This window comes from Agathobaculum sp. NTUH-O15-33 (assembly GCF_033193315.1).
Lineage (GTDB): Bacteria > Bacillota > Clostridia > Oscillospirales > Butyricicoccaceae > Agathobaculum > Agathobaculum faecihominis_A.
In genome coordinates this window covers 1,129,564-1,149,911 of the sequence record NZ_CP136187.1, presented here as the reverse complement: position 1 = coordinate 1,149,911, position 20,348 = coordinate 1,129,564, and the positions used below count along the sequence as shown (strand labels likewise).

General features: G+C 53.1%; 35 protein-coding genes and 1 pseudogene. 14 read left to right on the top strand and 22 right to left on the bottom strand.

Features of this window, described 5'->3' with window-relative positions; all coding sequences use genetic code 11:
- Positions 1-64: 64 nt before the first annotated feature.
- Positions 65-715, top strand: a complete 651-nt coding sequence (locus tag RWV98_RS06020; protein ID WP_280961048.1) for a 4'-phosphopantetheinyl transferase family protein — start codon at positions 65-67, stop codon at positions 713-715.
- Between the two features lie 56 nt (positions 716-771).
- On the opposite strand, the gene RWV98_RS06015 is transcribed toward RWV98_RS06020, so the two are convergent.
- Genes RWV98_RS06015 through RWV98_RS06005 form a run of 3 tightly spaced genes read right to left on the bottom strand, consistent with a single transcriptional unit; the run spans position 772 to position 2,323 of the window.
- Positions 772-1,026: a TIGR03905 family TSCPD domain-containing protein gene (locus tag RWV98_RS06015; protein WP_280960968.1), complete on the bottom strand. Its 255-nt coding sequence runs from the start codon at positions 1,024-1,026 to the stop codon at positions 772-774.
- A 24-nt stretch (positions 1,027-1,050) separates the two neighbouring features.
- Positions 1,051-1,755, bottom strand: coding sequence for an HAD family hydrolase (locus RWV98_RS06010; protein WP_280960967.1), 705 nt, complete (start codon positions 1,753-1,755; stop codon positions 1,051-1,053).
- Between the two features lie 7 nt (positions 1,756-1,762).
- Entirely contained in the window at positions 1,763-2,323 is a 561-nt protein-coding gene (locus tag RWV98_RS06005) for a TIGR01440 family protein (protein ID WP_317864493.1), read from the bottom strand.
- A gap of 139 nt (positions 2,324-2,462) precedes the next feature.
- On the opposite strand from RWV98_RS06005, the gene RWV98_RS06000 reads away from it, so the two are divergent.
- The 3 genes and pseudogenes from RWV98_RS06000 to RWV98_RS05990 form a co-directional block, all read left to right on the top strand.
- Positions 2,463-2,660: a spore coat associated protein CotJA gene (locus RWV98_RS06000; RefSeq protein ID WP_280960965.1), complete on the top strand. Its 198-nt coding sequence runs from the start codon at positions 2,463-2,465 to the stop codon at positions 2,658-2,660.
- Positions 2,657-2,914: a spore coat protein CotJB gene (locus tag RWV98_RS05995; protein WP_280960964.1), complete on the top strand. Its 258-nt coding sequence runs from the start codon at positions 2,657-2,659 to the stop codon at positions 2,912-2,914. Before RWV98_RS06000 ends, RWV98_RS05995 begins: the two co-directional genes overlap by 4 nt.
- Positions 2,914-3,009 (top strand): annotated as a pseudogene (locus RWV98_RS05990) (manganese catalase family protein); the annotation flags it as partial. The gene RWV98_RS05995 and the pseudogene RWV98_RS05990, both read left to right, overlap by 1 nt.
- Before the next feature lie 55 nt (positions 3,010-3,064).
- Here RWV98_RS05990 and RWV98_RS05985 read toward each other — a convergent pair.
- Both RWV98_RS05985 and RWV98_RS05980 read right to left on the bottom strand, forming a co-directional pair.
- The gene (locus RWV98_RS05985; protein WP_317864491.1) at positions 3,065-3,298 is read right to left on the bottom strand and encodes a hypothetical protein; all 234 of its coding nucleotides are present in this window, start codon (positions 3,296-3,298) and stop codon (positions 3,065-3,067) included.
- A complete protein-coding gene (locus RWV98_RS05980; RefSeq protein ID WP_317865704.1) occupies positions 3,288-3,494 on the bottom strand; it encodes a helix-turn-helix domain-containing protein in 207 nt (68 codons plus the stop codon). Before RWV98_RS05980 ends, RWV98_RS05985 begins: the two co-directional genes overlap by 11 nt.
- 207 nt (positions 3,495-3,701) lie before the next feature.
- On the opposite strand from RWV98_RS05980, the gene RWV98_RS05975 reads away from it, so the two are divergent.
- The 7 genes from RWV98_RS05975 to RWV98_RS05945 all read left to right on the top strand — a co-directional run bounded on the left by RWV98_RS05975 (position 3,702) and on the right by RWV98_RS05945 (position 6,671).
- On the top strand, positions 3,702-3,836 hold the full coding sequence (locus tag RWV98_RS05975) for a hypothetical protein (protein WP_317864489.1): 135 nt from the start codon (positions 3,702-3,704) through the stop codon (positions 3,834-3,836).
- A gap of 124 nt (positions 3,837-3,960) precedes the next feature.
- Positions 3,961-4,305, top strand: a complete 345-nt coding sequence (locus RWV98_RS05970) for a hypothetical protein (RefSeq protein ID WP_317864488.1) — start codon at positions 3,961-3,963, stop codon at positions 4,303-4,305.
- 263 nt (positions 4,306-4,568) lie between these two features.
- Complete coding sequence (locus RWV98_RS05965) at positions 4,569-5,108, top strand: hypothetical protein (protein ID WP_317864487.1); 540 nt, start codon at positions 4,569-4,571, stop codon at positions 5,106-5,108.
- Entirely contained in the window at positions 5,105-5,269 is a 165-nt protein-coding gene (locus RWV98_RS05960; protein ID WP_317864485.1) for a hypothetical protein, read from the top strand. Before RWV98_RS05965 ends, RWV98_RS05960 begins: the two co-directional genes overlap by 4 nt.
- Positions 5,270-5,403: 134 nt before the next feature.
- On the top strand, positions 5,404-5,823 hold the full coding sequence (locus RWV98_RS05955; protein WP_317864484.1) for a hypothetical protein: 420 nt from the start codon (positions 5,404-5,406) through the stop codon (positions 5,821-5,823).
- Entirely contained in the window at positions 5,792-6,295 is a 504-nt protein-coding gene (locus RWV98_RS05950) for a hypothetical protein (RefSeq protein WP_317864483.1), read from the top strand. Before RWV98_RS05955 ends, RWV98_RS05950 begins: the two co-directional genes overlap by 32 nt.
- 34 nt (positions 6,296-6,329) lie before the next feature.
- Positions 6,330-6,671 (top strand): helix-turn-helix domain-containing protein, encoded by a 342-nt coding sequence (locus RWV98_RS05945; RefSeq protein ID WP_317864481.1) that lies wholly within the window; start codon positions 6,330-6,332, stop codon positions 6,669-6,671.
- 124 nt (positions 6,672-6,795) lie between these two features.
- Here the strand turns inward: RWV98_RS05945 and RWV98_RS05940 are convergent, their stop codons facing one another.
- The 4 genes from RWV98_RS05940 to RWV98_RS05925 form a co-directional block, all read right to left on the bottom strand.
- Positions 6,796-6,921: a hypothetical protein gene (locus tag RWV98_RS05940; RefSeq protein WP_317864479.1), complete on the bottom strand. Its 126-nt coding sequence runs from the start codon at positions 6,919-6,921 to the stop codon at positions 6,796-6,798.
- 165 nt (positions 6,922-7,086) lie between these two features.
- A complete protein-coding gene (locus RWV98_RS05935) occupies positions 7,087-7,776 on the bottom strand; it encodes a peptidoglycan recognition protein family protein (protein WP_317864477.1) in 690 nt (229 codons plus the stop codon).
- Positions 7,763-8,233: a phage holin family protein gene (locus RWV98_RS05930; protein WP_317864475.1), complete on the bottom strand. Its 471-nt coding sequence runs from the start codon at positions 8,231-8,233 to the stop codon at positions 7,763-7,765. Before RWV98_RS05930 ends, RWV98_RS05935 begins: the two co-directional genes overlap by 14 nt.
- 96 nt (positions 8,234-8,329) lie before the next feature.
- Positions 8,330-9,292: a tyrosine-type recombinase/integrase gene (locus RWV98_RS05925; RefSeq protein ID WP_317864473.1), complete on the bottom strand. Its 963-nt coding sequence runs from the start codon at positions 9,290-9,292 to the stop codon at positions 8,330-8,332.
- A 128-nt stretch (positions 9,293-9,420) separates the two neighbouring features.
- Between RWV98_RS05925 and RWV98_RS05920 the strand changes: the two genes are divergently transcribed.
- The gene (locus RWV98_RS05920) at positions 9,421-9,960 is read left to right on the top strand and encodes a pyocin knob domain-containing protein (protein WP_317864471.1); all 540 of its coding nucleotides are present in this window, start codon (positions 9,421-9,423) and stop codon (positions 9,958-9,960) included.
- 4 nt (positions 9,961-9,964) lie between these two features.
- Here the strand turns inward: RWV98_RS05920 and RWV98_RS05915 are convergent, their stop codons facing one another.
- From RWV98_RS05915 to RWV98_RS05900, 4 genes are all read right to left on the bottom strand, one after another.
- The gene (locus RWV98_RS05915; protein WP_317864469.1) at positions 9,965-10,558 is read right to left on the bottom strand and encodes a hypothetical protein; all 594 of its coding nucleotides are present in this window, start codon (positions 10,556-10,558) and stop codon (positions 9,965-9,967) included.
- Between the two features lie 78 nt (positions 10,559-10,636).
- Positions 10,637-10,774 (bottom strand): hypothetical protein, encoded by a 138-nt coding sequence (locus tag RWV98_RS05910; RefSeq protein WP_317864467.1) that lies wholly within the window; start codon positions 10,772-10,774, stop codon positions 10,637-10,639.
- On the bottom strand, positions 10,771-10,911 hold the full coding sequence (locus tag RWV98_RS05905; RefSeq protein WP_317864465.1) for a hypothetical protein: 141 nt from the start codon (positions 10,909-10,911) through the stop codon (positions 10,771-10,773). The genes RWV98_RS05910 and RWV98_RS05905 overlap by 4 nt, the downstream gene beginning before the upstream one ends.
- Complete coding sequence (locus RWV98_RS05900) at positions 10,904-11,296, bottom strand: hypothetical protein (RefSeq protein ID WP_317864464.1); 393 nt, start codon at positions 11,294-11,296, stop codon at positions 10,904-10,906. Before RWV98_RS05900 ends, RWV98_RS05905 begins: the two co-directional genes overlap by 8 nt.
- A 69-nt stretch (positions 11,297-11,365) precedes the next feature.
- Here RWV98_RS05900 and RWV98_RS05895 point away from each other — a divergent pair, with 69 nt between their 5' ends.
- Together RWV98_RS05895 and RWV98_RS05890 are read left to right on the top strand one after the other, a co-directional pair.
- Positions 11,366-11,965, top strand: a complete 600-nt coding sequence (locus RWV98_RS05895) for a hypothetical protein (protein ID WP_317864462.1) — start codon at positions 11,366-11,368, stop codon at positions 11,963-11,965.
- A gap of 83 nt (positions 11,966-12,048) precedes the next feature.
- Positions 12,049-12,639 (top strand): hypothetical protein, encoded by a 591-nt coding sequence (locus RWV98_RS05890; protein ID WP_317864460.1) that lies wholly within the window; start codon positions 12,049-12,051, stop codon positions 12,637-12,639.
- 4 nt (positions 12,640-12,643) lie between these two features.
- Here the strand turns inward: RWV98_RS05890 and RWV98_RS05885 are convergent, their stop codons facing one another.
- The 9 genes from RWV98_RS05885 to RWV98_RS05845 form a co-directional block, all read right to left on the bottom strand.
- Positions 12,644-13,549, bottom strand: a complete 906-nt coding sequence (locus tag RWV98_RS05885; protein WP_317864458.1) for a pyocin knob domain-containing protein — start codon at positions 13,547-13,549, stop codon at positions 12,644-12,646.
- Between the two features lie 12 nt (positions 13,550-13,561).
- A complete protein-coding gene (locus tag RWV98_RS05880; protein ID WP_317864456.1) occupies positions 13,562-14,089 on the bottom strand; it encodes a putative phage tail protein in 528 nt (175 codons plus the stop codon).
- Positions 14,082-15,224: a baseplate J/gp47 family protein gene (locus tag RWV98_RS05875; protein WP_317864454.1), complete on the bottom strand. Its 1,143-nt coding sequence runs from the start codon at positions 15,222-15,224 to the stop codon at positions 14,082-14,084. Before RWV98_RS05875 ends, RWV98_RS05880 begins: the two co-directional genes overlap by 8 nt.
- The gene (locus RWV98_RS05870; RefSeq protein WP_317864452.1) at positions 15,214-15,654 is read right to left on the bottom strand and encodes a DUF2634 domain-containing protein; all 441 of its coding nucleotides are present in this window, start codon (positions 15,652-15,654) and stop codon (positions 15,214-15,216) included. The genes RWV98_RS05875 and RWV98_RS05870 overlap by 11 nt, the downstream gene beginning before the upstream one ends.
- A gap of 3 nt (positions 15,655-15,657) precedes the next feature.
- Complete coding sequence (locus tag RWV98_RS05865; RefSeq protein ID WP_317864450.1) at positions 15,658-15,924, bottom strand: hypothetical protein; 267 nt, start codon at positions 15,922-15,924, stop codon at positions 15,658-15,660.
- Complete coding sequence (locus RWV98_RS05860) at positions 15,924-16,928, bottom strand: XkdQ/YqbQ family protein (protein ID WP_317864448.1); 1,005 nt, start codon at positions 16,926-16,928, stop codon at positions 15,924-15,926. Before RWV98_RS05860 ends, RWV98_RS05865 begins: the two co-directional genes overlap by 1 nt.
- Before the next feature lie 10 nt (positions 16,929-16,938).
- A complete protein-coding gene (locus RWV98_RS05855) occupies positions 16,939-17,610 on the bottom strand; it encodes a LysM peptidoglycan-binding domain-containing protein (RefSeq protein ID WP_317864446.1) in 672 nt (223 codons plus the stop codon).
- Positions 17,611-17,982: 372 nt separating this feature from the next.
- Positions 17,983-20,175 carry a tape measure protein gene (locus RWV98_RS05850; RefSeq protein WP_317864444.1) on the bottom strand — a complete coding sequence of 731 codons (2,193 nt, stop codon included), beginning with the start codon at positions 20,173-20,175 and terminating at the stop codon, positions 17,983-17,985.
- On the bottom strand, positions 20,168-20,347 hold the full coding sequence (locus RWV98_RS05845; RefSeq protein ID WP_317864442.1) for a hypothetical protein: 180 nt from the start codon (positions 20,345-20,347) through the stop codon (positions 20,168-20,170). The genes RWV98_RS05850 and RWV98_RS05845 overlap by 8 nt, the downstream gene beginning before the upstream one ends.
- Position 20,348: the final 1 nt, after the last annotated feature.

Genomic DNA, 20,348 nt, shown 5'->3' with positions numbered 1-20,348 from the left:
TTAAAGATCAGGGCGCTGCGGCACGTACCGCGCGGCAGCACAAAGGGGGGATCTTGCCTTGACCGTGATTTATGCGATACCTGTGACCAAAACCGATCCGGACGACCCGTCCGCCCGTTCTCTAATCGCGCCCGACCGGCTGGAGGAGCTGGACCGCCGCCACGGCCCCGCCCGCGCGCAGGGCTTTGCCGCGACGCTGCTGCTGGAATACGCGGTGGCAAAGCTGTTCCCGTCCATCCCGCACCCGCTCGCCATCTCGGTGGCCGAGGGGGGCAAGCCCTGCCTCGTCGCGCAGCCCGGCGTGCATTTCAGCCTGTCACATTCGGGCGCGTGGGCGGTCTGCGCGGTGTCCGACCATCCGGTCGGCGTCGACATTGAGCGGCGCGAGCCCGGCCGCCGCGATATCGCCGCGCGCTTTTTCCACCGGGAAGAGGTGCGCTATCTCGATAGTCTGCCCCTGTACCGGCGCGAGGATGCGTTTTACTCGCTCTGGGTGCTCAAGGAAGCGTTTGTCAAGGCGACCGGCCGGGGCCTTTTGTTGCCGCTGCGCAGCTTTTGTATTCGTCTGCGGGCGGACGTGCCCACGCTCGAATACGACGAAGCGGATCGCCCGTATTCGCTCGCGCTCGTCCCCTTTTCCGATCCTTCGTACCGGTTGGCGGTCTGCACCGAGGAAGCAAACGCCAAAGCGCCGGTGCTGGAAATCATGGATTGATCATGAAAAGCATACAAAAACCGCCGGGACCATGGTCCCGGCGGCTTTGTATGCTTTTAATTTTTCTCCAGCGCCGCGCGCACCGCGGTCGCTAATTGGTCGGAACACGAGGTGCCTCTGCCGTTGCAGGAAATGCCTTTAAAATATCCCTCGATCTGTTCGACCGTCATGCCCTCTACCACGCGGCTGATCGCCTGTAGATTGCCGTTGCACCCGCCCATAAAGGATACGTTGTGCACCGTGTCGCCCTCCATGTCGAATGAAATGCGCATGGAGCACACGCCGCGCGGCTTGTAGTCAAAATGCTTCATTGTCGGTTGTAGTCTCCTTTTGTCTTACAGCAGCGTACGGATATAGCGCGCGGCCTCGATAAAATCCGCCGCCTCCGTGTGGGGGCAGGCGTTTTCCGGGCGGTCCAGCCCGGTCCAGTTGAGCCAAACGCCCGGTATGCCGCAGTCGTACGCGCCCTGCACATCGTGCAGGAAGTTGTCGCCCACCATGACCGCCTCCTCCGGCAGGCAGCCGCATTTTTGCAGCGCCAGCTGAAAGATGGGCGGCGCGGGCTTGTCGCGCCCCGCCTCCTCGCTCGAAACGAGGAAATCGATCAGATCGGCAAGGCCCAGCCGGTCCAGCTTATCAAGCTGAATATCGGCCAGCATATCGGTGCACACGGCGGTTTTTACTCCGGCGGCGCGCAGGTCGCGCAGCAGCTCGGGCACGCCCGGGCGGCGCTCCATTTTATCAAACACCGCGTTCCAATAAACCGAAAATACCGCGCGCGCATAGCGCACCGCGTTCAAGCCCATGCTTTCGAGCGCGCCCTGCGCGGCCAGCACGCGGTCGTGCAGCGGCGGCATGCCCGGCTGCATACGCGCCAGCTTTTTACGCGCGGCGGCAAAGGCCGCGACAAATTCCTGTCCGTTTACGCCGAGCGTTTCCTCCGCAAAGCGGGCCAGCTGTTCGTACGCGTAAGCGTCGCCCGCCATAAAGCTGGCGTACAGCGTATCGTCTAAATCAAAAAATACCGCTTTTAATCCCATTTTTTCCTCACAGCAAATTTTCGTTGTATACCGCGCGGCTGCCGCCGACGAATTTCGGCCTGCGGCGCGCGCAGATCAGCGTCGCTTCGCCGATGCGCTTTAGGCTGATCCGCAGCGGAACGACCACCGGCTTGATATGCATGCCGATCAGCGTACCGCCGATATCCAGACCCGCTTTGGCGTTCTGCCGCACGCTTTCCACCGCGACCGGATCCGCAAAGCGCCGGTACGCCGTCGTTGCGAACGAACCGCCCGCCTTGGGCTGCGGCACAACGTTTACTTCATCGAGCGCAAAGCGTTCGTACGCGGCGCGCTCGACGATGAGCGCGCGGTTCAAATGCTCGCAGCACTGCGCGGCCAAATAAATATCGCGCTCGCGCAAAACGCCGTATATGCCTTCAAACGCGGCCTCGGCCACTTCTACGCTGGAATGGGTGCCGATCTTCTCACCCGATATTTCGCTTGACGAACAGCCGACTACAAGCAGATCGCCCGCGCGCAGCTTTGCCTGATCGCATACCTCGGCGGCCGCCTGCGCGCACTGAGCCTGTATCTCGTTAAGCTCCATGCTTTTTCGCCTCCTTTTGATAGAAACAGTATACCACAGAATGAACATGGGCGCACGCTTTCACGCCATTTTTTTATCCGGCATACACTGACAGTGAGGTTACCCCTCAATACCGTCTAAGCTGAAGGAGCAACTCGTTATGAATATGCAATACACAGGCCCGGATCAGGCGCTGCCGGCAGACAGCATCGATCCGCGTCTGCTATCTCTGGCAATGGGCTTTGTCCCCGCGCAGAGCTTTGATACGCCGTACGAACCGGCGCTCGCGCTTTCCCGCGGCACGATATTTCCGGCGCTGGATAAACCTTTCCTAGGTGAGGAGGCTGTGCCGCGATGACTGAACGTGAGAAGCTTTTAAACCGTGTGCGCATGTATGATTTCGCGCTGGTCGATGTGATCGAGTATCTCGACGGCCACCCGAAAAACAGCGCCGCGCTCGCCTACTATAGTAAAATGCGCACAGCCTTTGACAAGGCTGCCGCCGAATACGAAGATCAATTCGGCCCGCTGACCGCGCGCGAGGTCGACACCCGCACCGGCACTTGGCGCTGGATCGACGACCCGTGGCCTTGGGAAGGAGAGGATAACTGATGTGGTCATACGATAAAAGATTACAATTCCCCGTCAAAATCAAAAATCCGGACCCGCAAGCCGCCAAAATAGTTATTACGCAGCTTGGCGGGCCAAAGTGTAAAAACAGATAACCTTAAGGGCGGCCCAGCAATGCCAGCTGGGCCGCCCTTAATCCACAAAAACAAACCACTGCGTACCATCAAAAAACAAATGGCTATCTCTGCCCTCCACCCGGATTGTATAGCGCGTTCCCGGCAGCTCCGCTTTAAGCGATGTTGCCGGGCGTGTATCAAGTACCTTGTCGATATTGTAACGCACGTCATCTATCTTTAGCGCTCTGGGGACGATCTTTCCGTTCTTGTCCCACAAGGCAAGGACATCAACATATATTTTAGTCGGCATGGTTTAGCACCTTCTCGTCTTGTCGGTATTCCATCAAATCGCCGGGCTGGCAATTCAAGTATTTACATAAGCGTTCTATCGTTCTTGTATCTATGTGTCCACCTTCCATAATTTTATGATATGACGCTTGACCAATAACATTGTCTCGTCTAACGGTATAGCTTGTGATACCTCGCTCCGCAAAGAGCTTTAGCATTTTTTCATAACTTATAGGCATGTAAACACCTCCCTATATATTATATCTTAGTTATGTCACTAGAACAAGTGTTGTTATCAATAAAAAACATCACAAATATTAGTGATATTGCCTATTGAACATCACCAATTCTAGTGATATAATATAACCATACTAAAGGAAAGGAGGACAGCACCCCAGCAAATACACCGGGCAGGAGGTCACGAAATGGAGCAAGACAGCATGACGCAAGCCGAACTGATTTTACTACTTGAAACCCTCGCGGAAAACATCGAGATCAAGGCCAGCACCGCAAAGGAAGCCGCCGAAATCATACGCAAGAAAATTGAAGCCCTTAAATAAAATAGGCTCCCCAGCACCTACCACAGCACAGGGAGCCTAAGAGACCAAACGGGGGGCACTAAAGCCTGCCATTTAGTGCCCCTATTATATCACAAGGCAGGGTAAAAAGAAAAGGGGTAACACAATGAAAATTATTGCAAACACCTTTGAAGCGCACAAAGAGTTGCTAGAAAGCAAATTTTACTGGTGCATAAATCCACTGAACTGCAACGAGATATTAATAGCTGAAAACGAAATCCAGTTGACCGGAGCAGAAAGGCAGATCGCATACGCTAACGCGCTTGTGTGGCGATACCTTAACCACATAATCGATCAAATTAAAGAAAACCCAAATAATCAAGACGAAATGACCACCGATGCGATCATAGTACATATCGAAAGCATTATCAGATCAACGAACGAAGAATGCAAAACGGCAAATGCCGTTATCGAGCGATACAAGCAAACCGCCCAGCGGCGAAAGGAGTAAGACAAAATGACAAGATGCGTAAAGTGCGAGGTGTTAGAGACTCGGGGCAGATACACAATCAGCCGCGAGGAGGATCGTCAGATCGATCCTATCACAATGGAGCCAAAAGGCCGTACCTACGTATACTACGCTGTCAATGACACAGACGTAATACTTGACAGTTTCAAATCCATAGAAAAAGCCAGAAAATACGCAGACAGTATTTAACATCGATACCCGCCCCGCCGGACTGACCGGCAGAAACAGAAATGGAGTGAATAAAAATGAAAAGTTGGAAAGTATACATTCGCGATGATCGGGATGGTGAATATATTGTTGGAAAAACGCTTTTGCAAGCTGTTAGCGAAAAAGCGTTATATCTTGCAAAAATGTCTAGATCGTCGAATGAGCAGGTCTTGTCGGTAAAAGATGTTAAATTAAAATGGTCTGATGGAATTTTCGGGGCAAAAGGGGGCGTTAAAGCAAATATCAGCTGCCGTTGCAGCACTGCATACATCAAAGGAAGCCCTCTATACAGCGAATTTGATAAAATTTACGAGGTATGGATTGTTGCCGATAAAGAAGACCTTTTGCACCCAACCCGACACTTTGCGCTGGCAACCGGCAAGGTCTACACCAATCACAACGGCAGTGACTATTTATGTAAAACTGTCCGAGAGCCGGGATGCTACGTCATGGAACGGGTCAAGGACGGCTGGACACTGGAGGCGCACGTCATCACCATGTACCCGGACGGGACCATCGAATGGGACTACTCCACCGGCGGGCATTGGCCCAGCAGCGAAAGGAGCGAGACGAGATGAAAACCTACTATAAAGACTATGGCATTACCGCCAGTATCGCAGATCAGGCCGCCGGGACCGCCCGCCTGATCGTCCGCGACCAAAGCGGCAAAAAAATGAAAGATAGTACGCACAGCAACCGACAAGCCGCACTTGCGGCGTGGCGGCGTATGTGCAGATAACCACCCGCCCTGCCAGCCTGACCGGAAGAACCCGCCCCGGAGGTTACGAGGGCAGACCACGCAAAAATATCGTGTAAAACGTGACAACCCGCAAAAAACATATTATAATAGATACAACGCTAGGAGGAAACATTATGTTAACAGAGAAGAGAGCTTACGAACTAGCAACCGCTGCCGGAGCTACTATTATCGATGGAAAACTAAAAGTTAAAAAGGATGTTTCGTCCGAAGTCTTGGCTGAAATACGAAATTACAAACAGGATATCATAAAATATATGTCAGGCTATTGCTTTCGGCTCCAGCTTATTTGCAAAATGCCCCCAACGAAATGGGTAGTCCTTGAGAGGTCAAACACAGGTATGGTTTTCTTCCCCCCGATTGAAATATTTACTGGGACGGCCCATGAAGTAGATGCATGGTGCCTAGAACACAAGGACAATCCGTTATTTACAGATGAATACACGACGATGTACACAGTATGCCACAAGGCAGCAAATAAAAAAAGATGTGGGAGAATAAAAGATGAACAATTTTACATCATATGTGGTCGGTGAACATGTCTGCACACCGTGCCCAGACGGCGCTGTGTTCGACCTGACAAGTGACGGCGCGCTGTTACTCTTAAAGCTTGGAAACCCTACTGCGAAAGAAAAACGCGAATTTAAGAACGGATTACCACAGTTTAAATTTGCCGATGTGGATGGAGTTATTTTTTTCCTATCACGTTTCGGGATGCTTAACTGGATGGATAGCCCATATAATAGGGCGCTAAGTCAATACACTTTGGAGCGTCCGACGGAGGGTTATGGCCTTGCGCTGCACGCCATGCTAATCGACGCTGCGACAGGTATATTATGTGCTCAAAAGATTATCGGTCTAAGCACCCAGTTTACAAACGATCTGTTAACCGCAGTTTATAATCAACCAAACTTGGGATCACGCAGCGAGTACAATATGCGTATTGCCCGAATTATGGATCTGTATACCACTGATCAAATCGTTGAAATGGCTGTTAGCAAAAATTGATATACTACATTATTTGACCTGAGGAAGTGATATTATGGATGCAACAATCGAAGCCGTGTCACGCTTGGGCAGTCAAAATATTGCGATGAAAAAAATATCACGGCGTGTCGGCATATCCGAACAGAAGGTGCGAAAAATATTGATCACGCTAGGGCAATATTCAACGTCGCAAAGCAGCAACATCCAAGACATGTACGCGCGCGGCATGTCGATTAAAGAAATAGCCAGCGCGCTAAACATGGCTGAAAATACGATACTGAGCTATCTACCGTACCAAAAAGGAGCATACAATGCAGAATACCCCACAAAAAACGCTCTGAAAATTCGTCGATGCCGTGAAAAAAAGAGGTTGACACAGAATAAATGTGATGTATAATAATATTATCAAGTCACCCCATATCGGGGTGTGGATTGTAACAATTTAATTCGGTAGGATTTACCGTGAATTGCAAAAAGCCTCCCGGCCTAGCCGTGGAGGCTTTTGCATGTCCACACCAATATCAAATGTTCTTATCCTCGATATCCTTTTTATACTGTGCAATCATTTCTTCCAGCTCCGCTATTAACTCTGCGCGCTGGTCGTCTGGTGCTTTATCATCTTTTTCTTTTTTAAAAAATTTTACCATTTTTTCAAGCCACGCGCACATTCAGTTACCCTTTACAAATATTAAGATTTCCACACAAAAACATTATCATATTGGGATTGTAGATGCAATCAGTAATGTTTTCCTATGCCAAAAGCCCCAGCCAACAGGCCGGGGCTTTTGTGTGTCCAAATTGGACGCTGATTGTTATTCCGCGTCAAACACGCCGTCCGTATAGCGCTTTGCGATCACCAGCGCGCGCGCCATATCGTCTGTTAGATCAAGGCCCTTGGCCGCGTCGCTGCCGGCCTTGCCTTTCAGGCTGCCATCCGCAATCAGGTCTTGCAGCTCGGTCTTTACCGTACCGGAAAACTCATCCACGCTTTTGTGTCGCGGAAGTCGCGCATTAAACATTTCGTCAAAAATCTCGCGCACTTGCTTTTCATTCATTTCGTCATCCTCCTCGTATTTTTGTGCCTCTGCCCACGGGAATTTGCTGCCGGGGCAGTCTGTTTCGCTTACATCTTTGTGTCTCACAAGCGACAATCTCCCGTTTCGCGCCATGATATCCCGCAGCAGGGCTTTTAGCGCCGAAAGTTGCACCGCTGGCATGGTCTCGGTCATGTACGCGCCCTCGCAACACACGCCGATTGACCAGTCGTTCGCGCCGATCGCGTGCGCGCCAATCGCCCATTCCGACCGACCACGGTAGATGCTGCCGTCCTTGCGCACATAGTAGTGGTATCCGATGCCGTTAAATCCCCGGTCGAGATGCCAGCTATTGATATCCCACACCGTCGCACTGGACGCTTCGGCGTGATGCAGTACAACGGCCCTCGTCTCGCTGCGTCGCGTGTACGGCCCGTTGCGGGGCAGGTTGCATTCAATGATTTTCATTTGTTTCGTCCCCTCCAGCCTTGTCTACCGCGTCTTTGGTCATTGCCAAAATTTTTGCCAGCCATGCGGGGGCTGGTGCGCCCAAGGCAACAGCATTTTCAAGGATGCTACCCAATTCGGTTAGTACATACCAAATCACCACAATGGGACAAATAAGTACCGAATATTGAAACGGTAGTGCAATGCCCGGCAAGTGGTCTAAAATTGTGCCGATAAGTAGATCAGCCGCCCCAGCGACTAGCACAACAAGGATACTGCCGGTTTTATGCCAAATGCCATCCCGTGCTACTTGGGACGACCACTCACCGCGCCGGATGGCCGCCGCCGAGCCGGTCAGGTAGTCTGCCGCCATGCAGCAAACGAACAGCACCACAAGCCAACCAAACCACCCCCATAAGGCAGTCAGCACCGCCAGTGCCGATGCAACTGCCGCCTTTACCGTATTGATATGTTCCATTTTTATTTCCTTTCCGGCCTTTCGACCTTAAAAATGCGTATAGTAAACAAGCCCGGCCAAAATCCCGTTTTGCCGGGTCTGCCGATTGTACCGATATCAAGCTATAATCTGTTCGTACTCGTATTGCACCGCTTTGGGTGACATTTCCGCATATATACAGGTCGTTTTAGGGTCTGAATGCCCTAAAAGCTGTTGTATAGTCGCTATTTTCATGCCGCCATTAACCGCGTTGCTAGCGAACGTGTGCCGCAAAATATGAGGATGTATGCGCCGTGGCTCGTGCGCCTGTACGCCAATTTGGCGTACAAGCTTTTGAATAGCCGCCGCACCCATAGCGTCATACGGTGTGCGCGAGCTTGCAAACAGCGCGTGACCGACTTTTCGTTGGGCAAGGTACGATTTCAGCATCATTTTTGCTCGAACGCTAAAATAAACCGTCCGGTCTTTATCGCCTTTACCTGTCACCACAACGCTGCGAGATTGCCAATCCACCTGATCCACACGCAGCCCAACGATCTCGCCCAATCTACACCCAGACGATACTAAAAATTCGATCAAAGCCTTTTGTTTATACGTTTGGCACCCATCACGTAGCTGTTCCAATTCCTCCGGGCTTAATGGCCTACGTGACCGCATCCGGTCGAATTTCAAGGATTTTATCTTGCGCATAGGGTTTTTGCGGATAATATCTTCCACATCCAGCCATGAAAAAAAAGAGCGTAGACAGTTAATATGTGTTTGGATGGAGCTGTCTTTTAGCCCACGCTCGGCCAGAAAACCGATATATCCCCGGATATCATCCGTAGAAATCCTCGCAACGTGCTTGTCCACCTGTACGATAAATTGCCCCAACATATCGCGGTAATTTTTAAGCGTTTTTGCCGACAATCCGTCTATTTTTTTCGCGGCCAGAAATGACGCTACGCGCTTTTTCAAGTTACTGCGCATTTGTTCAGATTCTTTGCTGATCGCATATCCGCTTATAATATCACGTATTTTGTCCTCATTGCCCGGAAATTCAGCGCAAAGCCGCTCTACAAGCTCACTTTTTAAATCCATTATGATTGCACCTCCTTTCCCTAGTATACAGGCGCATAAATAGTCTATCAAGTTAACCCTCGGCGAATAAGGCGATTGGATGCGGGTATGTAAACGCTGTCGATCTAAACACCGTGACGGTCAGCGGCATGTATCGTGTACAAGACAGATGCACAAATACACCGCCTGATATCTACGGCTATGGGCAGATGCTGGTGATTCACGGAGATGGCGATACAATTGCCCAAGTGTACTTTGACTACAACTATAATCAGGCCTATCTGCGATCGGGGAATCCGCCCAACGTAGGAGGTCCGGGAACGTGGAGCGACTGGGTACCCATCTCCACCGCGACCAAACCCGCCGTGTACGATCTGCCGCTCGCGGCGGGGGTCAGCCAACACGAACTAAATCAATGCAATTACTATAAAACCCAGTTTGACGAAGTAACAGCGAGTTTTGGACTCGATTTTGTAAAAAGTGAAGACATGGGTGCATTTTTGGTGGCCGTTTTGCCAGAAGGATACAGACCGTCAAAAAATATAGAAGTCCCTGCGTCCATTATGCACTCAGCGGGCAGATGTGCAGGTACGGCAATAGCAGACCCATCAGGCGGATTATATGTGCTTTACGATATCCCATCAGGGAAAGCGTTTGCGTGTGCGACTATCGCGTTTATTGCAGCTTAAAGCTCTAAGCTGCCCAAAACTCGAAATCAAGCATCAGCCAGTTTGAAATCTGTTGAACCCCTGCGATTGTGATACCGCCACTTGGTGCTATGTGAGCATGACAATAACCGCTTGGCGATCCACCGTTAGCACAATCAGCATGGCGTACAATCTCAACAGCGGGTCTATATCCTTCGGGCAAAGTAGCGATATGCTCGTTTTCTGCGAAATTACCGCTTGTCCGAATTATCCATGCTGTTACATATACGCGCCCTTCTTGTGATTTACGATATTCACAGGGTTCAGGCAATGCGCGCTGACAGCCCGCCGCCAGCGGCAGATCGTATACGGCGGGCTTGGTGGCGGTGGCGGTTTTAACCCAACCTGTCCAGCTGCCCTCATAACCCATTCGGTTGGTATATTCCTCGCTGGAATACGCCGGATACACAACGACGACCTTGTAATTTTGCGTCAACCCTGCCTTGTTTTCCGAGGCGTAGATAACAATTTCGTAGTGCCAAGCCGACAGAGGTAGATTCATGGTTTCCCACTCTGTGGTCACACCATCAATATTGTATCGACCGGGAGCAAGCGATAATATGTCTGTTCCAAGTGGCACCCTATTTCCGCCTGCGTCGATCTTATTCGCCGAGGGCGAACCAGCGGCCCCTATTCGGGGCCGCCCGCCGCCGTTGGACTACACCAGCCCGCCTACGACTTCGCCGACTGCATCCCGCAGGTTAAACAGACGCGGCACCTGTTCGACGGTATAGCTGCCGGTCAATACCAAACTAACCCACACCTTTACCAAACCGCTGTTTTTGTCGAAAATCATGTATTTTCACCTCCTTCCAGAACGCTTTTAACGACCTCCTGCAAATTGCTAATGGGCGGCACCTCCGCACCGGTATATGTACCGGCTTGCACAAGGTTTACCCAAATACGGACAAGGCCGCTGTTCTCATCAAACATTTTCCACACCTCCTGATGCAATTAAAATTGACAGCTCGGCAATGGCTTGCGAATTTATATCCCCTTGCGTGGGTAGTTTGGGCGGAATTTCCGGGGCCGGGTGCTCCGCTTCCCAAACCGCAATCTCCGCTTCTGTGCAGCCCTCGACCCATCCGTTATCGTCCCACCGTGGCCGGATAAATCCAGTTTGTCCTGCATGAGTCCTCAGCGTGGGCTGTCGGATATCATCCGTGCGCAGGACTAATGATTCGCCTTCCTGTAGCACATGCTTTTCAATGCGTTCTACGGTCTCGCCTGTCTGTGGATCAGATTCCATATGGACTATGACAAGATCCACGTAGTAGCTATCTTTGTCTATAACACAACAGGTTTTATAGTCATTCATTTTCATCACCCTTTCTTTGTGGATTTTTCATACTAAATATGGTATAGTAGATAAAAGGAGTGTGGTTTTGTGAATTTACAGGAAATTGCTCAACAGCTTTCATCTTTGACAGCTCGGTTTGATTCTGCGGAATTTTGGCTTATGTTTATATGCGGCTTACTTGCCGCCCTTATTGCCGTCATTGTTGCAAGCTGTACAGTTTACCTTAAAGGTCGCGTTTCAAAAGGGATCGCCGAAGGCACCAAGGAAGCTAAAGCGATATTTGATAAAAGCGAAGAACAGGAAAAACTTATCAAATCGCTTGACACAAGATTAGCCGCTGTTGAATCCGAGCTTTCACAGTACAAAACTCGCCAGATTGTAGATGGTGGTTATTGGTACAATGCACCTATGCACAGCGATTCATATGGTTACATGAAGTATGCAAGGTTGAGTTGCGGAATTGTATTGATTTATGCCAATATCACCATCCCAGCTGCTTTAACAAACATCGCGGTTCTCCCAGAGGGCTTTCGCCCATTACGTCCTGTAAAAAAAGACCTAATAGGGATGGAGTCAACCACGAGCGTGTCAACTACTCTTTTGTTTAGGGAAGATGGATACATCTATTCATCTGCATTACAGGATAATGCACACATTGAAGAATCACTTTGGTTTTACCAAATCTAAACTTCATGCCGCCCTTCGGGGCGGCTTTTTCATGCCCACAATTACGTCAGTCTTAGGCGAATAAGGTGGATCAAATTCCCACAATGTCCGATGTAGATATGGACGGCCTTGTTGGAACGGGAATATATAACCTGCAATATGATCATGAATTACCCGAGTATCACGCCCCGCGTGTTGACAGACCATGGTGCAATTTAATAGTAATTGATAATGACAAATCAAGGAACCGTATGACACAGATTGCATCGCTGCCTTATTCCTTCCACCGGGAACTGTACGTCCGGTGGAAGCATGACAGTGTCTGGTCTGACTGGGTCAAAATAGCCACCGCCACCAAACCCGCCGTGTACGATCTGCCACTGGCGGCGGGGTATTCCGGTTCGGGATATCGCTGTGAATACTATAAGACACAAGACGGTATCGTACATTTAAACTTTTGCATTCAGCGCATGAATGCCGTTCCGTTTGAACCTTTTGCCGTATTTGCAACACTTCCCGAAGGATATCGGCCAAAAAGTAGGCTTCCGATCTGTGCTATTGGAGACGGTATAAATTCGGGAAATGGTGTGTTAGGGGCAGAAGTCTATATCTATGAAGACGGTACTATCACTGTATTTCACGTAAATGCGAATGTCAGCTGGATTTTGGGTAGCGCGTCGTTTCCCGCGGCTTAGAGCTCTAAGATGCCTGAAAAATAAACGTGCATGACACGCGGGTTTCGGTGTGCGTATAAGGATAAACACGGAGTGCGCCGTCATGATTGACCGCAAGGCCTACCGGCCCACTCGTTGTGCTTGACGTTGCGCTACCGATTGCATTTGCATCCTTTGCAGGTCGGTATCCTTCTGGCAAAATCGCAAGCATCTCGTGCCACGTCGTAAATGCTGACCCGTCCGCGCGGTCTAAATACAGATTGATCATCACACGCCCAAACTGATCTTTGCTGTAGGTTGATGTATAGTCCGGGATGTTTACAATTCCTGCGGCCAGCGGCAGTGCATATTCCTGCGGCGGGGTGGCGGTGGCAAGGCGCGCCCAAGAAGACCAATTAACATCTGATGCTCGCATTCTTGTGAATGATCTATTTGCTAAGGTATAAAGTTCTTGAAACGTCGTATCGATATAGCTTCCAACGACCATGATGCCCCACCCGCAATCCGAGCCAATCCCGTTTGTGAATGTTTCGCCGTTACCATTCAGTCGATAAATTCCCGATTCGATAACAGTATTTAGGTCGGTGCCAGATGGAAGCACAGTTACTTTCTCCACCTTATTCGCCAAAGACGAACTATTCGCGGATATCGCCGCCGACATTTCCGCCAGTTTCGCCGCCAGCCCGTCACGCTCGGCCTGCGACATGTGCACAACCGCATCTATAATATGCTTTTGCAGGTTGCCCTGCACTGTGTTGGCCTGCCCCGTCGCCCGTGTCGTTTCCGCTTCGATCGCCGTGTCCAATTCGGACACGCTGCGTTCGATTTCGCCCCAGTTGTCATTAAGCGCCTGCTTAATATTAAACGTTTTTGCTTTATCCGCAACCGGGTCATATTTAAAAAGGCTTAACACCTTGGATAATACGCTCAATTTCATCACCTCTCAAAATGCAAACTCGCCAATTTCGCGCATTTGCAGCTCTTCAACCGTCATTTCCTGCACTTCCCGTACAAGCAGATACCGGTACAGATAATCAAAAACCACATGCGCAGGCATTACTTCAAGCAACGCCGCCGTCAAACTGGGGATGTTGGTAGGCACGCCGAACGGCCCACAAAATTGCACTGTTACCCGGTTGTCTCGCGGGTACTCGGTCACAATGTTTTCGCCGTCCACATAGCTTTCGCCGATCGCCTGTATCATCCCAGTGGTTACCGTCTGCGCCCCGCGCATCTTGGCACGGATACGCCCGCGCCGCTCGTCCGGCGTATCCGTAGCCTGCGAGGATATGTCATAGTCCCGCTCGTATAGATCAAGCCCCCACGTCGCTTGATCTAGGTCTAACTGCCGCAGCAGATCGAGGACACGCTCGCGGAATACCTCGCCCAGCACCCACACAAGGCCAGCGGCAGCGGATAGCTCGCGGCTGTTAAAATACCGCTCCGGCAGCAAATCGGATAGCTTACGCACCGCTTGCCACCCCCACCGTCACCGTGCCAAGAATAGGTACCTCGGCGCTGTCCAGCGCCACGTTCGCCGTGCCGCCGTTGATGGTCAGCGCCGAACAATCGACAACGCCGGGCAGGCCCATCAGCATCGACAGCACCCGCGCATATACCACCTTTGCGCTCGGCTGAAACGCCAGCACACCAAGGTAATCCCCCAATAGCTGCGTAAACGCCTTTTGCATCGTCTGCACATCAACTGTGCCATCTGCGATAATGGTCGCGGCCACTGCGATACCAACCCCGGCAGCGGTTACCACCGTAACCTCTGCTGTCACAGGGCGCTTTCCTTCGATGTACGCCTTTACCTCGTTGCATAAAGAATCTGCAACCGGGCGCATCTCCATATCGGCTACGATTACCTTCACCGTACCCGGCCCATTCCAGCAGCGGATAACCGATGCCGCACCGATGCCGTTTACCTCAAGCGCCCATTCTTTGTAGTGGTATTCGTTGCCGCTTGTCGCGGGGGTCTTGCGGCGCGCGTCCAGACGGGCGAATAACGCGGCGTCGCTCTCCGGGTCGGTGCCGCCTACCGCTGCCGCCGCATTGGTAACCGCCGTTACACCGGTCACCGCTTCCTGCGTCGTCACGATCGTTCCCGCAGGCACATTGTACCGCGCCCCTACCTCGTCGGCTGTGGCGGGTACCGTGCCTGCTCCGTCCGCGCCCAGCGTCAGTGCGGCGTCAGTCTCAAAGGCCAGTCCGTCCGCTGTTACGCAAAGCGTACCGGCAGGCACGACCGCCCCAGCGCCGCCCGTAAAGGTGATCTTTACCGCGGCCCGCACACCCGCCTTTGGGGTAATGCCGTAAGCCGCCGCCGCGCGTGCAATCCATGGCCCGCTGGTCTCGTCCACAAACGCCACGGGCACCAGCGCGCGCAACGCCTGTAACGCTTCCCAGTGCACGTAAGCACCCGGCCTAAGAATAATATCCACCAGCCCGCCCTCACCCGCGTACAGGCCGAGATCGTCCGCAACAAACGCGGTCATATCCTCAAGCAGCCCCTCCGGTGTGATGCTGTCAAAATCCTGTGCCAGCAGCCTATCCTTTAAGGCGTCCAGCTGCGCTTGCAGTGTGTCGCGCCAGCTATCCGACAATTTGCTCCACCTCCATCTTGATTTCACCGTACACGCTTACAATGCCCGCCGTAACAAGCAGCATATCCCCTGCGGTCTCGACTGTAACGCCGGATACCGCCTTAATATACGGACACGCCATCAAGCACTCTTCAATGTATCGCTGCACCTCCGCGCGTTTGGTTTCTGGCTGGTACGTCTGGCCGATCAGCGCCGGGGTCTCGTTGCCATATGCCGGGGAAAAGCACGCCCAGCGGAAACGCTCGGTGTGCAGCGCGTTCCACGCCCACACCAGTACCGCTTGCTCGCGTTCGACCATGACCGGCACCCCGCCGCGGAGGATAGGCGCGTCCTTATCAAAGTCCCACGCAACCTCTCGCATGACCGGCAGCTCTGCCGCAGCCGTCGCCGCGGTCGGCTGCAAATACGGGAAAATATTTTGCTCGGCCACCCGCTACCCCTCCAATCTGACTAACACGTAATAGGTTTGCCGGTCTGACGACCGCGCCATAAATACCCGGTCGCCCCGCATCAGCTCGCGGCGCAAGCCGTAGGCAAACAATAGATCGTCGCCGTCAAGCGGCAGCCCGTCGCCCTGTATCACGACCGCGCCGTCGTGTTCCAGATCCTTTGTGACCACCCCGCCGAGCAGTCCGCCGCCCGCGTCCGGGGCGCTGGAAAGAAGAGCTTGTGCGATTGCGGCATATGGGTTACCTTCCATTATTCATCCACCTCGCTCCCGCTTTCGCCCTCGCGCATCGTATTTTTGCGGTTTAGCGTCACTTGGCAGGTGTACACCCCGCGTGACCACTTGTGTTTGTCGCTGTCAATCCAAAACGTGCCGATCTGCCCGGTGTACGGCTCATGCAGGTATACGGTGTTGCCGGTGATCAGCTTGGGGTGCCCAAGGCAATCGATCGTCACGCGCCGCTCGACGCCGTTGTCCTCAAGAATTTCTTTTGCCTCGGCCTGCGCGTCGTCCTTTTCCCCCTGCGTGATCACATGGGCTAAAAGGCCGTGCTTTTTCACCGCCGCATCGTCCGATACGCTGGATATTTGGTTGCCGTCCTCGTCCACGATCAGCACCCGGTTCACCATGCTCTCCACGCTTTCGCTGTAGCTGGCCGCCGTGATATTGCTACCCGGCTTTAAAATGATGGATTGCGGCGTAACCCCGCGTTCCACCACCTCCAAATCCGGCCCATCAAATCGCAGCAGGTACTTCTTGCCGTTCTTCCGACCGGCCAGCGTGTACGCCGTGTCGATGATCTGATAAATCGGCGTCGCGGAAAACTTGCGCTTCACCGCAAACCCGCCCGTCGACGCAAGCGTTTTCACGCCCACGCCATAAGTGCTGCACAGCTGCCGTGTGATCGTTTCCGGGCTTTCGCTGCTATACTTGCGCGTGGCCTGACTGGCCTTTAGGTACCGCCCCTTATCGCAGCAGTCCACGGACATCGTGCCCGAATCGGTTGACTTGGTCTTTTCGATCACGTTACCCACAAATACCGTTTTGCCGTCCAGCGTCAGGGATACGCCCCCGCTAAGCGGCACATACACATACGGTAGTTTGGGGTCGGTTGCCGAAACGATCATTTCAAAAGAAACCATGCGGCATACCGTGTCGATGTCGCCCCACCACGCAATGCTTTGTACCATCTGCGAAATATCCCATTCGCCCTGCTCGTTGCGCACACGCAGCACCGGCGCTATGTAATTACCCATGCCCGCCACCTCACAGCGCGCCCGCGGGCGGTATTTTAATCGTGCTGCCGTCGTAGATCAGATCGGGGTTTTTGATCCCGTTGTACGTCGCCAGTTTGGGGTATAGATTGGCGTTTCCGTAGTACGTACGGCAAATGCCGGACAGCGTGTCCCCCGGCCCCACCGTGTGGCTGCGCACATCGGTTTGCTGCGGCGTGGCGGTCGCCCGCGCAGGCGCAGCGATCACGGCCTTGGCCGCTTCTTTTTGCCCGCCGCATACCGTCATGGGCTGGGGCTGCCTGTATTGGCGCACTTTCAGCGTCAAATACAGGTCGTTGGTTCCGTCCTGCTCGGCAAACAGCGCGTCCTCGATCAGCACTTCGTACTGCGTCGGCGTGTCCGATACGATCAGGCGCAGCGCTTGCTTGTTGTCCTTCGCCAGTTCAAAAAACGATATATAATAGTACGGATTCAGCACCGCAGTCGGGTCGTTAAACTGGTACGCCTGCGTGGGCAGTAGAAACGGCCCCAGCGTTGTTGCAAATAGCTTGCGCTCCCCTGCGAGGTTCACGTCGCCAAACCCCAACAGGCTCACCGTCTGCATATCCGCGCTTAACGTGATCTCGTACTTTTGCGGCGTCACCGGCATGACGATTTCCTGCCCCGTGGTTAAATTCACAAAAATAATGCGCCGTTTTGCCATATGTCACCGCCTCCCATGCAATAAAAAAGCCCCGTCCTTGTCGCTTGACAAAGACGGGGCAGCACGTTATAATAAGGGCATAAAGGGGCGCTGCTATCATGGCGGTCAGTCCCTAGCTATGCCAACAAATCGTTGACCGCTCGGGTGCTGGCCGGGCGGTCAACACGCTTTTGTGGATAGTATGTACAGCACAAATGCCGTGCATATCGATAGCCGTAAGGCTTTTTTCCACATCCGCATCACCTCCCTCGCGTTTTAATGCGCCGGGGGAAATGACTGACCGCCGTTATATAGCAGCGCCTTGCCCATATCATAGCATAAAGCGCCGTCTTATGTCAATTTTCGCCGTCCCTCCGGGGGCGGCTTTTTTTGTTACCGGGGCTTAAGCATTTGAAACTCCTGCGCAACCCTGCGCGCCACCCTATCTGCAATCGCATCGATGTCGCTGTCCTGCCGCACCGAGTAGTTGCCCCCGGTAATGTTGATCGTGACCCCGCCGCCCGCCATATCATCCTGACGGGCCTGCTGCGCCGTCCGTACCCGCTCGCCCTCGTGCAGCAGATACAGCATGTTATCGTGCGGCACGCGATCCTCGCCAAAAGCCGTGGGGCCGCCGGTCAGATAGGAGGATGCACGGTAGGTTGTAGTATCTTTTCCTATGCTATTGCCCGTTGTCAGCCCGGGTACCGAGCCACCGGTCAAGTAAGTTGTCACCGGCACGCGGATCGTCGGCGGTGAATAGCTTGAAATTTGCCGACCTAGACCGGTTGTCAGTTTTTGTCCCAGTGTAAAGCCCGCGTTTTCATAGGCACTTCCGGCGCCAGAGGCAATGCCGTCTGCCATCGTGATGTTCGCTTCGGTCAGTGTCGTCACAGCCTCGGAGTTATAATATTCGCTTTCAGCCAATGCTTGGGCTTCTCCCATAAGCGCGCCCAGCTCCGCACGGGCGGCAACTTTGTCTGCATCGCTCGCCGTGCTGCTGTCAAGGGTCGCCATCGCTTGCTGGTAACGGTCGTGCATGGTCTGCACCTGCTCGGTAATTTTTTCGTCCATGCCGGCTGCGATATCGCCGCTAAACATGCCGTCCACGATATCACGGTACATGCCCTCTTGCATGTTTTCCAGATCAGCTTGCAGCGTACCCATCTCGGCGTAAACCTCTTGCATCTTGGTGCCCGCGTCGCCTTGCAAAAAGTCGATCTGATTGGTCAAGCCCTCTTTTCGGCCTTCGTTGTAGCCCTCGCCCATTGCGTTCTGGGTCTCTTGGTTCCAGCCCTCCAACGTGGAGGTCAGGCCCGCAAAGGTTTTGCTCTGCTGCTCCATGGCCCCGCCGAAAGATTCCCCCATCGCGTCAAGTATGATGGACGCAGCCTCCTCGCCCGATATCTTGCCGGTGGATATCAGTTTATCCAGCTCGCCCTTGCTTACGCCCTTTGCGTTGGCAAGGAACCCGTAAGCATCCACGCCGCGATCGCGCAGAATGTCCAGCGGCTCGCGCGTGACGGTCGACATGTTTTTCATGCGCCCGACACCTTTGGATATTTCGACCATGTCCGATGTCGTCATGCCGAGCGCCGCGCCCGTATCGCCAACCTTGGTCAAGGTCGGAATCATTTCGTCGACGCCATAACCAAAGGTCTTTAAGGTCTTGCTCATGGCGGTCAAGTCCCCGTATAAAAACGGCGTGCTGTTTGCCATGTCTTTCAAATCGTTTAAATAGTTCTGTGCAATATCTTTACTGCTGAACAAGGTTGAAAAGGATGTTAGATCGGTCTCGCGCTGGGCGGCGATCCCGCTACCCCCGGTCAAGTCTTCGGCCTGCTTTTGCTGCACGGCTTCGACCTGTCCTTGCACGTACCCCTTGTAAGCATCGTCTTTCTTCTGGAAATTCTCGCTTGCAGCTGTGATACCGCCGGACACAGCGCCAATCACGCCGCCAACAGCCGCGCCGATCGCCGTGCCCACGCCGGGAATAATCGACCCGGCAGCCGCGCCCATGGCCGCCCCGGATAGCCCCTCGCCCAAAACAGACGAGACCGCCGAACCGGCCATATCGCCAAAGTACGAGCCAATAAACGTGTTGGCCGCGCCTTGCAAACTGCCCGCCAGCATTTTACCAAAGCCCGCGGTAGCCAGCGCGCCGCCGACCGTTCCCAGCATCGATCCGCCCATACCGCCCGCATCGCTGCTTTCGCCCATGCCTGCCCGGTTGGTCAATTTGCTGTTGGTACCGGCAAGCGACTGCATGTCGCGCTCTGCCTGCTTGGCCGAATTGGATACTGCCTTTAGCTGGCTGGACAGCGTGTCATACTCGGATTGCTTCGCTTTATAGGCCGCTTCGCTCTCGGCGTCACCTAGCTCTAAAAACGCCTTTTTTGCCGTCGATAATTCGGCCTTGACCTTATCCATGTTGGTGCGCAGGTTTACTTTTGTGCCGTTAAGCCTATCCAGAGACTTTTGCAGCGCGTCGACGTCCTTCACGCTCGTGTTGGCGTTGTTGGCCAACTTTTTCAGCGTGTCCGAAAAATTGTCCTTTGCGGATAGCGCGATTGATACGTCAGGCATGCTTCATTTCCTCCCTTGTCATCCGCTCGCTTTCGGCCTGCCAGCGGATGCCCTCAAGCTGCTTTGGCGCACACTCGGCCAGTAGAAAGGTTTTTAACACCATGCGCTCGCCGGGCGGTATTTTCAGGTATTCGGACGGCAAGACGTGATGCTGCTTAAACAGCAGATACATC